The sequence below is a fragment of the Psychromonas hadalis ATCC BAA-638 genome (assembly GCF_000420245.1).
In the GTDB taxonomy this organism is placed as follows: domain Bacteria; phylum Pseudomonadota; class Gammaproteobacteria; order Enterobacterales; family Psychromonadaceae; genus Psychromonas; species Psychromonas hadalis.
In genome coordinates, this window is sequence record NZ_ATUO01000117.1 from 1 (window position 1) to 11,425 (window position 11,425).

At 40.9% G+C, this 11,425-nt stretch carries 11 protein-coding genes and 2 pseudogenes; 9 read left to right on the forward strand and 4 right to left on the reverse strand.

Going from position 1 to position 11,425, the window contains the following annotated elements; all coding sequences use genetic code 11:
- Window positions 1-171: transposase domain-containing protein (locus G322_RS22840; RefSeq protein ID WP_169337489.1), on the forward strand; the 171-nt coding region annotated here is incomplete at its 5' end.
- A gap of 36 nt (window positions 172-207) precedes the next feature.
- Here G322_RS22840 and G322_RS22845 read toward each other — a convergent pair.
- Window positions 208-366 (reverse strand): annotated as a pseudogene (locus tag G322_RS22845) (transposase); the annotation flags it as partial.
- Window positions 367-525: 159 nt separating this feature from the next.
- On the opposite strand from G322_RS22845, the pseudogene G322_RS0113580 reads away from it, so the two are divergent.
- Window positions 526-770 (forward strand): annotated as a pseudogene (locus G322_RS0113580) (IS66 family transposase); the annotation flags it as partial.
- A gap of 136 nt (window positions 771-906) precedes the next feature.
- Here G322_RS0113580 and uxuA read toward each other — a convergent pair.
- From uxuA to G322_RS0113595, 3 genes are all read right to left on the reverse strand, one after another.
- Complete coding sequence (gene uxuA, locus G322_RS0113585) at window positions 907-2,088, reverse strand: mannonate dehydratase (RefSeq protein WP_022942295.1); 1,182 nt, start codon at window positions 2,086-2,088, stop codon at window positions 907-909.
- Between the two features lie 109 nt (window positions 2,089-2,197).
- A complete protein-coding gene (locus tag G322_RS0113590) occupies window positions 2,198-2,980 on the reverse strand; it encodes an FCD domain-containing protein (protein WP_245542324.1) in 783 nt (260 codons plus the stop codon).
- Window positions 2,981-3,086: 106 nt separating this feature from the next.
- Window positions 3,087-4,070 carry a TRAP transporter substrate-binding protein gene (locus G322_RS0113595; protein WP_022942297.1) on the reverse strand — a complete coding sequence of 328 codons (984 nt, stop codon included), beginning with the start codon at window positions 4,068-4,070 and terminating at the stop codon, window positions 3,087-3,089.
- Between the two features lie 297 nt (window positions 4,071-4,367).
- Between G322_RS0113595 and G322_RS0113600 the strand changes: the two genes are divergently transcribed.
- The 7 genes from G322_RS0113600 (at window position 4,368) to G322_RS0113630 (ending at window position 11,332) form a co-directional block, all read left to right on the forward strand.
- A complete protein-coding gene (locus G322_RS0113600) occupies window positions 4,368-4,859 on the forward strand; it encodes a TRAP transporter small permease (RefSeq protein ID WP_022942298.1) in 492 nt (163 codons plus the stop codon).
- Between the two features lie 49 nt (window positions 4,860-4,908).
- A complete protein-coding gene (locus G322_RS0113605; protein WP_022942299.1) occupies window positions 4,909-6,210 on the forward strand; it encodes a TRAP transporter large permease in 1,302 nt (433 codons plus the stop codon).
- Window positions 6,211-6,284: 74 nt separating this feature from the next.
- Window positions 6,285-7,751, forward strand: a complete 1,467-nt coding sequence (locus G322_RS0113610) for a fructuronate reductase (RefSeq protein WP_022942300.1) — start codon at window positions 6,285-6,287, stop codon at window positions 7,749-7,751.
- A gap of 60 nt (window positions 7,752-7,811) precedes the next feature.
- Window positions 7,812-9,236 (forward strand): glucuronate isomerase, encoded by a 1,425-nt coding sequence (gene uxaC, locus G322_RS0113615; protein WP_022942301.1) that lies wholly within the window; start codon window positions 7,812-7,814, stop codon window positions 9,234-9,236.
- Entirely contained in the window at window positions 9,233-10,177 is a 945-nt protein-coding gene (locus G322_RS0113620; RefSeq protein ID WP_022942302.1) for a sugar kinase, read from the forward strand. Before uxaC ends, G322_RS0113620 begins: the two co-directional genes overlap by 4 nt.
- 57 nt (window positions 10,178-10,234) lie before the next feature.
- Window positions 10,235-10,861: a bifunctional 4-hydroxy-2-oxoglutarate aldolase/2-dehydro-3-deoxy-phosphogluconate aldolase gene (locus tag G322_RS0113625; RefSeq protein WP_022942303.1), complete on the forward strand. Its 627-nt coding sequence runs from the start codon at window positions 10,235-10,237 to the stop codon at window positions 10,859-10,861.
- 216 nt (window positions 10,862-11,077) lie between these two features.
- On the forward strand, window positions 11,078-11,332 hold the full coding sequence (locus G322_RS0113630; protein ID WP_022942304.1) for a hypothetical protein: 255 nt from the start codon (window positions 11,078-11,080) through the stop codon (window positions 11,330-11,332).
- Window positions 11,333-11,425 lie beyond the last annotated feature (93 nt).

The following is an 11,425-nucleotide window of genomic DNA, read 5'->3' on the forward strand; positions in this document are numbered from 1 at the left end:
TCGTACACCAATACAGGTGCGAACGCGAGTGCAATTTTATATAGTTTGGTTGAAACAGCAAAAGCGAATGATCTTATTGTTCATGATTATATCGCAACCTGCTTGCAGCAGATTGCTGAAAACCCGAATGATATTGATGCGTTGCTACCATGGAATATTAAGCGTAGCTAGGTGCCATTACCCAGACGCTTACGTATGATCGATAAAAGTGCCCGCAGTTAAAGATGATTGGTGTCGGCAATGATGGCATTGATACAAAGCTCTTGATTTCAATTGGCAATATTTATCTTTTCCACACTTTGGGCATTGGTAAGCATTGCGCCACCTCATACTAAACAGTTGCTTTTGGCACTGTTCTTCGGTGTCATATTTCAACATAACACAATGAATTTAAATACCTTTTTAAATTTTATTTTTAACCATAAGACACCCCACTAGAACATTTGATTTAAGTATCGTTGAAGGGGCTTATTTATGGTGGTAATCAAGATAAGCTATGGCTTAAATCAGTTTGATAAATTCCAGCGCCACCTTGAAGCTGGCAGGTTATCCATTGATAACAACCGAGCCGAACGAGCAATAAAACCATTTATGATCGGGCGCAAGGCATGGCTATTTTCAAATACCTGCAATGGTGCTCATGCGAGCGCTATTCGCTATAGTATGGTAGAAACGGCCAAGGCTAATGGCTAGTCGTGCACGACTATATCTCAAAGTGCTTGATACATATTGCAGAGCAACCGAGCAATATTGAACCGTTGTTACCATAGAATATTGATCGTAGCTAGGTGCGGTTCCCCATACGCTTACAGATATTAAGCAATATGGTGGTGGTATTTGTATTACCAAAGAGTCACTAAAATAATGCTTATCAGATATTAACTGATAAACATTAGACATTATTATTTATTGAAAAAAACTACGTTTAAGCGCTAATTCAAGCCCGCGTACTTCTGCAAGACCTTTTAGACGACCAATACAAGAATAGCCAGGGTTGGTTTTCTTTTTAAGGTCATCGATCATTTGATGACCATGATCTGGACGCATTGGGATAAGGTGCATGTCCCCATTCTTTTCACGTCGTTGCTCTTCTCTTAAAAGTTCCATCACCACGTTATACATGTCAACATCTCCTTCAAGGTGAGCAACTTCATGGAAGCTTAATTGATTTTCTTCACGTTGCGTAGAGCGTAAATGAGTAAAGTAAATACGTTCACCATGCTGTTTAATTATATTAACAAGATCGTTATCACCACGTACACCGTATGAACCTGTACACATTGTGATACCGTTCATTTTACTCGGAACCTTATTGGTTAACCAATTAATATCTTCAATCGTAGATACAACGCGAGGCAAACCAAAAATAGGACGAGGTGGATCATCAGGGTGTATCGCCAACCTTAAACCACTTGCCTCACAAACTGGCATTAACGCTTCTAGAAATAATGCCAAATGGTCACGTAACTTGTCTCTATCGATACCTTGGTAACGATCAAGCTGCACTTGGAATTCGACTAGTGTATAACCTTCTTCAGCACCAGGCAGGCCAGCAATGATATTAGACGTTAATTTGTCAATACTTACTTGAGTCATGTTATCGAAATATACCCTTGCTTGTGCTTGTTCATCAGCTGAGTATGTTTGTTCTGCGCCAGGTCGCTTCAATATATACAACTCAAAAGCGGAAAATGCAATTTGGTCAAAACGTAACGCTTTAGAGCCATCTGGCATTTCATATTCTAAGTCGGTACGAGTCCAATCGAGAACAGGCATGAAGTTATAACAAACAGTATCAATACCGCATTCCGCAAGGTTGCTTAGTGTTTGTTTATAATTTTCAATCCACTCAACATAATTACCAGTCCGAGTTTTGATTTCTTCGTGTACTGGTACACTTTCAACAACAGACCAAGTTAAACTTTTTTCTTCAATAATAGCCTTACGAGTAAGAATCTCTTCCTTACTCCATACCTGTCCATTAGGAATATGATGCAGGGCATTTACAATACCCGTTGCGCCTGCTTGTCGAATATCATTCAACGAGACAGGATCATTAGGGCCATACCAGCGCCAAGTTTGTTCCATAACAATCACCTTTTAAAAATTTACTGAACCCTTCGCTATATTTACGAATATTATTCAGAATAGTGTTATTTATATTCACCGATTAAAGTGGTAAATAAATAGAGGTGGGTTAGCCCACACCGCTGAGAATAACGACAGGGTTAGAGTTGAATAAATAGCCATCAAAATGGGGGTCATCTATATCAGAAAGCTCTAATAGTCGCTGTTTAACATTTTCTAGGTGTTGCCACATTGCGTTTTTAGCTGCAATAGGATCTTTACGTTGCATCGCAGCAAGAATTTTCTTATGATCCTCCAACCATTCTTGACGGTATGCTTGGTCAATAATATGAGTGTGAAGTTTTTTCCACATAGGGCTATTTTCACGACGTTCCCAAGAGTGTTTTAGCATATCAACTAATACTGAATTTTGAGTCGCTTCTGCAATACATAAATGAAAACGCTCATCACCCTTATGCTCAGCATGGCCTGCAGCAAGTTCTTCTTTTTCAAGTTCGAGCGCTACACGCATTTTAACAATATCACTCGGTGTTACTTGAATCGCCGCAAATTCAGCAATATTACTCTCTAATAGTTGCCTTGCCTGCAACATTTCAAAAGGCCCTGAATCATCACTAATTATGGTTTCGTGGTGATTTGATTGATTAGGTATATTTAAAACATAAACACCTGATCCTTTCCGTACCTCAACTAAATTTTCCAGTTCAAGCATAATAATAGCTTCACGTACAACCGTGCGACTAACACCTTGCATCTCTGCAATATCACGTTCAGGTGGTAAGCGATCGCCCACACTATATTTACCAGAGGCAAGATTATTGCGCAACACAAGACCAAGTTTTTGATATGGCCGTTTAGGCTCAAAAGACTTCATTATAATTTTATTACTCACTTTTTATATTACTGACACAATCATAGCACTGGCCAAGATATGAACCAACCAATAAAACAAGATGCAGAATGACCACCAGCCTAGGCTGGTAATCACATAATAAGTCCTACTTAACTGCTTTAATACGCTCAATAATCTTATTTAATTCTGGATTAGATTTTGCAATTTCTTGATACATGGGCTGTACTGCTTTTATAAATGCAGCTTTGTTCGGCTCAATAAACGTCACACCCAATTTTTCTGCTTTTTCACGCTCTGTAGCTTCAGATTTAGCCCAAAGTTTTTTCATTAGCTCCATTGAATGGGTCGCTGCTAATTTCAGTGCAGCACGGTGCTCATCAGACAGACCATCGTACGCTGTGTTTGAAATGACCAATACATCAGGAACCATGGTGTGCTCATCAAGGCTATAGTATTTTGATACTTCACTGTGGCGACTAAGGCTAAATGACGGGATGTTATTTTCAGCTGCATCCACAACACCTTGCTGAAGCGCAGTATATAGTTCACCATAAGCAAGTGGTGTTGGGCTTCCACCGAGTGCATTTACCATCGCAATTGCAGATGGGCTTGGCTGCACTCGAATTTTAAGGCCTTTTAGATCTGCAGGTGTGTTAATTGGCTTGGATGCGTAAAAACTGCGCGCACCTGCATCATAATAAGTTAAACCTATAAAGCCACTATCGCGTGAAGAAGCAAGAATTTCTTCACCTATTTCACCCTCTTGAACATTATAATAATGAGACTTATCGCGGAAAATATATGGAAGGTTGAAAGCCGCATAAGCAGGAGCAAAAGCTTCAAGTTCTGCTGCATTACTTTTCACCATATCTAACGCACCATTTTGCATCAACTCCATTGACTCACGCTGTGTACCAAGCTGTGCATCAGGGTAAATTCGGATACGAACTTCACCATCAGTTAATAAGCTCACTTCTTTTGCCATTGCGTCCATCGCTTGGTGAACAACATGCCCACGTGGGTGGTTATGACTTAGCTTTAATGTTGTTGCCGCGTAAGCAGACGCTGTAATACCAAAAGTTAGTGCAGCACCAATCATTACTGTTAGTACATTTTTACGTTTCATCATTATGATATCTCCATGATATTTTAGTAATTTAATTATGTGGGATGTTTCTTAAAACAAGACAAGCTTGCCTTTGATAATCATGCAAGTCAAACTAAAAAACCAAATTGGTTGACCTGTGTCGAGATATAGAGGTTTTTTGGAGGTAAAGCCATTAAAATGAGATCTAAATCACTAAAATAGTACAGCATATAACCTATAGTTCTCCCCGAAATGAATTTACAGCAAATTACCTGTTGGCTTTCAAATCATTGGTCAACCAATATCGTTGGGTTATTATCTTAATTAAAGGAATAAGTAATGGATAAAAAAGTAGTTGAATACGTAAATAGAGGGTTGGCAGGTTTTACTGTCTCACTTTCTACATTTCTAGTTTTCTGCGTAATTTGGCAGGTTATTTCACGTTATGTGATAGGAAAACCAAGCACAATTACCGATGAATTAGCCCGTTATTTATTTATGTGGGTTGCACTTATTGGAGCCGCATACACAACTGGTCAAAAACGCCATTTAGCAATTGATTTACTTACCATGAAGCTAAGTGGTAAACGAAAGCTTATTAATGAGATATTCATCCAGTTTGCTATCGCAGCCTTTGCCCTTATTGTTCTAGTCTACGGAGGCCTAAATTTAGCCTTGAAAACTCTAGCAACAGGTCAAGTGACTCCTGCTCTAGGATGGGAGATGGGTTACATCTATTTTTGCTTACCTATCAGCGGTTCACTCATCATTTTCTACTCTGTGGTATTTGCAATGGAAAAGTTCAAAACTCTGATTAAGCAACAACCTTAATCATTTAGAATTAATAATTAATAATTCAAACTATAAAAGGAATTACACTATGGAATGGCAAGTCATTCTTACACTTTTTGGTAGCTTTGCTATCCTTCTTACTTTGGGAGTTCCAGTTTCATTTGCTATCGGTTTATCGTCTTTAGCTACTATTTTACTGAGCCTTCCTCTTGAGCCTGCAATTGCTGTTGTGGCACAGCGTATGGCGGCTGGTCTTGATAACTTTGCTTTACTTGCAATCCCGTTCTTTATTTTAGCAGGTAACATAATGAACCAAGGCGGTATCGCCATTCGCTTAATTAACTTAGCTAAAGTATTGGGTGGTCGTCTACCAGGCTCACTTGCACATGTTAATATAATGGCAAATATGTTGTTTGGTTCAATCTCTGGCTCTGCTGTGGCTTCTGCAGCGGCTGTTGGCGGAACAATGGCTCCTCTACAGAAAAAAGACGGTTACGATGAGTATTTTTCTGCAGCGGTAAACATTACCTCTTGCCCGACAGGCTTGCTTATACCACCAAGTAATACGCTGATTGTATTCTCACTGGTCTCGGGTGGTACATCGATTGCGGCACTATTTCTAGCAGGTTACATTCCCGGTATGATTATGGGCTTGAGTTTGATGTGTGTAGCTGGCTTTATTGCTAAGCGTCGTGGTTACCCTTTGGCCACAAAACCAACACTTGCAGAAGTGTTCGATACGATCATTAAAGCGATTCCATCATTGATGCTACTTGTTATCATCATGGGGGGAATTATTGGTGGTATATTTACGGCCACGGAGGCGTCTGCGATTGCGGTAGTCTATACATTTATCCTTGCAGTATTGATTTATAAAGAAGTAAAAATTCGCGATCTACCAAAAATCGTTTTAGAATCAGCAGTCACAACATCAATTGTATTACTGCTTGTTGGTGCCTCAATGGGGATGTCGTGGGCAATGGCGAATGCTGGTGTTCCGTATATGATTGCCGATGCGATGCTGGCAATATCTGACAATCCAATCATTATTTTGCTTATCATTAACGTAATTTTGTTGATTGTCGGTATCTTTATGGATATGACACCCGCAGTACTTATCTTTACGCCAATCTTCCTGCCTATTACGTTAGATCTGGGTATTGACCCTGTTCACTTTGGCATAATGATGACCTTTAACTTAGCGATCGGTATTTGTACTCCACCGGTGGGCAGTGCGCTGTTTATCGGTTGTTCAGTGGCAAAAGTGCCTATCGATAAAGTCATTAAACCATTGTTGCCCTTCTATGCAGCACTTGTAATCGCACTACTAGCGGTAACCTTCTTCCCTCAACTAAGCCTGTTCCTACCAGGCCTAGTGTTGGGTTACTAAGATTTTTTAATTCCATCATTAACCATAATTACTATTACCCCGTTATGATTATAGCGGGGTAAATGGAGACTCTCATGACTAAAAATATTGCCAACACCGAAGTAAATACAAACGTTATCCTCCCAAGTTTTGATCGAACAGCCCTAACTACGCGCATTGTTCACTTAGGTTTTGGCGCTTTTCACCGTGCACATCAAGCGTTATATACTAGTGAAATGCTAGAAAAAACAGGTAGTGATTGGGGAATTTGTGAAATTAATTTGTTTGGCGGTGAAGAGTTAATTACTCAGCTACGTGAACAAGACCACCTTTATACTGTGGCAGAAAAAGGCGCAATAGAAACAACGTTAAAAATAGTTGGCTCAATAAAAGAATCTCTGCACCCTACATTCGATGGTGCTGAAGCGATTATTGAAAAAATGGCTGAGCCTCAAGTCGCTATCGTTTCAATGACAATTACAGAAAAAGGCTATTGTGCAGATCCTGCGACAGGCATGCTAGACAAAAGCAACGCACTTGTGATCGCTGATCTTAACAACCCCACACAGCCAAAATCTGCACTGGGTTACATCGTTCAAGCACTAAAACTACGTCGTGATCGTGGCATCACACCATTTACTGTCATGTCTTGTGATAACGTGCAAGAAAATGGACATGTAGCAAAAGCAACCATCCTTGAGTTTGCTACCTTGTTAGACGCAGAACTTGGTGCATGGATTAAGGACAATGTCACTTTCCCTTGCACTATGGTTGACCGTATTGTGCCTGCGGCAACACCTGAAACATTAGATGAAATTACTAAACTGATTGGTGTTGAAGATGCATGTGCTATCGCATGTGAACCTTTCCGTCAGTGGGTTATCGAAGATAACTTCGTTAATGGTCGCCCAGACTGGGATCTTATTGGCGCTGAATTTGTCGCTGATGTTGTACCTTTCGAAGAAATGAAACTGCGTATGCTCAATGGCAGTCACTCTTTCTTAGCATACCTTGGTTATTTGGGGGGCTATGCGCATATTTCTGACACTATGACCAATGAAAGCTACCGTAAAGCAGCGTTCGACATGATGATGAAAGCCCAAGCGCCAACGCTAAACATGCCAGAAGGGACCGATTTAGAAGGTTACGCAAACCTACTTATTAACCGCTTCACTAACCCAAGCCTAAAACACCAAACATGGCAGATTGCAATGGATGGTAGCCAGAAAATCCCCCAACGTATGGGAGCCTCACTACGTTTCCATCTCGACGCGGGTTCTGACTACAAATGGCTAGCAATGGGCATTGCGGGTTGGATGCGTTATGTCAGCGCTACTGACGAAAAAGGCAATGAAATTGATGTGCGAGATCCGATGGTTGAGCAATTTAAAGCGATTTATCAAGCGCATGGCGTAACAGTATCTGCCGTTAAAGCACTACTGAATATTGAAGCTATTTTTGGTACTGATTTAAAAGACAATGAAAGTTTTGTAACTGAAGTAACCAAAGCTTACCAGCTAATTATTACTCAAGGCGCTCGCGCTGCTGTTGCCACTCTTTAATTAACTTTCAACGCACCCTTCCCTTAAATCTGGTAGGGGTCGCGTCTTTCGGAGATCCCTATGAAAAACTTTCTATGTGATAACTTTCTTTTAAGCAATGAAACGGCTCGTCGTCTTTATCATGAATACGCTAAAGATATGCCTATTTATGACTATCATTGCCACCTCAACCCACAAGAAGTGGCTACAGATCGTCGCTTTAATAATCTAGGTCAAATATGGCTTGAAGGCGATCATTACAAATGGCGCGCTATGCGCTCTGCGGGTATCCCAGAAGCACTAATCACAGGCAAAAGTAGCTCTGATTACGAAAAGTACATGGCATGGGCGAAAACAGTACCGCAAACTATTGGCAACCCACTTTACCATTGGAGCCATCTAGAACTTCGCCGTCCATTCGGTATTACAGGCAAACTATTTGGCCCGGATACTGCTGAAGGAATCTGGCACGAGTGTAATGAGATGCTCGCAAGCCCTGAATATTCAGCACGCGGTATTATGAAACAAATGAACGTAGTAATGGCAGGTACGACGGATGATCCTATCCATACGCTAGAGCATCATAAAGCAATTGCAGAAGACGATAGCTTTGATGTAGAAGTTGTACCAAGCTGGCGCCCTGATCGTGCATACAAAGTAGAACTTGATGGTTTTGCGGAGTATATGCAACTATTGGGAAAAGTCGCAGATGTGGAAATTATACGTTTTGCTGATTTATTGGCGGCTCTTGATCGTCGTCTGGATCACTTTGCTGCACACGGTTGTCGTGCTGCTGACCACGGTATTGAGATTTTACGCTATGCAACCACCCCATCAGAAGCGGATCTGGATGCTATGTTGGCACGTCGTTTAAATGGCGAGTCACTCGAAGAAAAGCAAATAGATCAATTCACCACCGCTGTTCAAGTTTGGCTTGGCCAGCAATATGCAAAACGTGGCTGGGTAATGCAGCTTCACTTAGGTGCGCAGCGTAATAACAGCACCCGCATGTTCAAACTATTGGGTGCCGATGCTGGTTTTGATTCGATGGCTGATCGTCCTTTTGCTCTTCAGTTAGCCTCACTACTCAATGCGATGGATGTTACTAACGAATTACCAAAAACCATCTTATATTGCTTAAACCCACGTGATAACGAAATGATGGCAACCATGATAGGTAACTTCCAAGGTGGTGGTATCGCAGGTAAAGTGCAGTTTGGATCTGGTTGGTGGTTCAATGACCAAAAAGATGGCATGGAACGTCAAATGCAACAATTGTCTCAACTAGGCTTGCTGAGCCAGTTTGTTGGTATGTTAACTGATTCACGTAGCTTACTGTCATATACTCGTCACGAATACTTCCGTCGTATTCTGTGTAACATGATCGGTCAGTGGGTTGAAAATGGCGAAGCGCCAAACGACATGAATTTATTAGGTAAAATGATTAAAGATATTTGCTTTAACAATGCAAAATCTTACTTCCGTCTACCTGGGGAGCATAAATGAAACGTATAGCCATTATCGGCGAATGCATGATTGAACTTAATGGCGCTCCATTTGCAGCCATGCACCAGACTTATGGTGGAGACTCACTCAATACAGCCGTTTATATGGCGCGTACCGCTGGGAAATCGGTGAAGATAGATTACATTTCAGCATTAGGCAGTGATGCGATCAGTGAGGGCATGTTACAACGCTGGCAACAAGAAGGGATCAATACCGATCACGTATTGCGTGATGAAACTCGTCAACCCGGCTTGTATTTAATTCAATTGGATGAGCAAGGAGAACGCACGTTTATGTACTGGCGTAACCAGTCAGCGGCACGCTACCTTGTTCGTCACCCTGACTTTACGCAAATAGAAAACCATTTACAGAGCGTTGATATGGTTTATGTGAGTGGTATTAGCTTAGCCATTTTACCTGATGAAGATCGTCAGAAGCTAGTCACATTGCTTAACCAACTGGCTAACAGTGGAGTTGAGGTGGCTTTTGATTCTAACTACCGCCCTGCGTTATGGAAAAATGCCAATGAAGCACGTGCTTGCTACCAGCAAGTCTTGTCCTTTACCAACCTTGCGCTCGTCACTGATGACGATGAAGAAACTTTGTGGGGAGACACCTCATCACAAGTAACGCTAGATCGTTTACAGAGGACAGGCGTGAAAAAAGTAGTACTTAAAATGGGATCAAAAGGTTGTTTATATACTGATTTTAGTAGCAAGGCACCTGAACTGATTGCGACAACCCCAGTTAAAACGGTGATCGATACAACATCGGCTGGCGATTCCTTTAACGCGGGTTTTTTATCGGGTTACCTGACCGATAAAACACCACGAGAAGCCGCACTACAAGGTCATCAATTAGCCAGTATTGTGATTCAACATAAAGGGGCGATTATCCCAACTAGCGCCACCGCAGAGATAAATTTTAATATTCTCTCTTAACAAACGGCTTTAATCAGCATTTGAAATTCAAAAAATTATAATAAAGGAAGTAACACTATGAGTACAACCGCACAACAATTAGCCAAAATTAAAGTGATTCCCGTTATCGCAATCGAGCGAGCGGAAGATATTATTCCACTTGGTAAGGCATTATCTGAAAATGGACTACCAGCGGCTGAAATTACTTTCCGCTCAGATGCAGCAGTAGAGGCCATTCGCCTACTTCGTGAAGCACAACCTGATATGCTAATTGGTGCTGGCACTGTATTGAACCGTGAACAAGCCATTGCTGCAAAAGAAGCGGGTGCAACATTTGTTGTGTCTCCTGGTCTTAACCCAACGACGGTTAAAGCGTGTCAGGAAATTGGCATTGATATCATACCGGGAGTTAACAGCCCAAGTGCGGTTGAAGCGGCATTAGAGCTTGGTCTAACCACACTAAAATTCTTCCCAGCAGAAGCGTCTGGCGGCATTAATATGCTTAAATCACTACTTGCACCCTACACACAAATTCAGCTAATGCCGACGGGTGGCATCAACATTAACAATGTCAAAGACTACCTCGCCATTGACCGTGTTTACGCATGTGGTGGCACTTGGATGGTTGATCAAAAGATGATCAATGAAGGTCGTTGGGATGAAATTGGCCGTTTAGCACGTGAAGTTGCTGACTTAGTAAATTAATTAATGCTATATCTGTATCATTACAATTGCAGATATTAGCTTGATGATTAATAAAGGCTTCCGCATGGAAGCCTTTATTTTATAAATACCATTTCGTTTAATTAATACCAATTCGCCTAAGTAACTGATCCTTATATTAAGCGAAATGGTAAAACGGCTCAAAAATTGCGTAGATAAATTGAGCCAGTCATTATACGGACGGAGATAAACACGCTGATGAAAGTTGCTTTTTTACACACCTTAAATGCAAACATAGATCTATTTACACCCTATATAGACCGGTACTTACCTAATATTGAAATTCAACATTTTGTCAGTGAAGATTTACTCAAAAATGCAATGCAATTTGGCGTAGAGCATGTTCGTCAAGATGTTAATAAAGTAATCAATGACATTGCGAAGCACAAAGCGGATATTATTATTTGTAGTTGCTCGACAATTGGCAGGGCGGGATCGTGCATTTTCTATTGATTAAAATAAATTGAACTTTTTTGAATATTGATGATCTGATCAAGTAACTATCCCTCATTAAAGTCGCTAATAATGTCATTTTTAAACGAAATT

What these genes read in the sequence shown, in the direction of transcription:
- uxaC (WP_022942301.1), top strand. Translation starts at nt 7,812, where the DNA reads ATGAAAAACTTTCTATGTGATAACTTTCTTTTAAGCAATGAAACGGCT.
- G322_RS0113595 (WP_022942297.1), bottom strand. Translation starts at nt 4,070, where the DNA reads ATGATGAAACGTAAAAATGTACTAACAGTAATGATTGGTGCTGCACTA.
- uxuA (WP_022942295.1), bottom strand. Translation starts at nt 2,088, where the DNA reads ATGGAACAAACTTGGCGCTGGTATGGCCCTAATGATCCTGTCTCGTTG.
- G322_RS0113630 (WP_022942304.1), top strand. Translation starts at nt 11,078, where the DNA reads ATGAAAGTTGCTTTTTTACACACCTTAAATGCAAACATAGATCTATTT.
- G322_RS0113610 (WP_022942300.1), top strand. Translation starts at nt 6,285, where the DNA reads ATGACTAAAAATATTGCCAACACCGAAGTAAATACAAACGTTATCCTC.
- G322_RS0113625 (WP_022942303.1), top strand. Translation starts at nt 10,235, where the DNA reads ATGAGTACAACCGCACAACAATTAGCCAAAATTAAAGTGATTCCCGTT.
- G322_RS0113620 (WP_022942302.1), top strand. Translation starts at nt 9,233, where the DNA reads ATGAAACGTATAGCCATTATCGGCGAATGCATGATTGAACTTAATGGC.
- G322_RS0113600 (WP_022942298.1), top strand. Translation starts at nt 4,368, where the DNA reads ATGGATAAAAAAGTAGTTGAATACGTAAATAGAGGGTTGGCAGGTTTT.
- G322_RS0113605 (WP_022942299.1), top strand. Translation starts at nt 4,909, where the DNA reads ATGGAATGGCAAGTCATTCTTACACTTTTTGGTAGCTTTGCTATCCTT.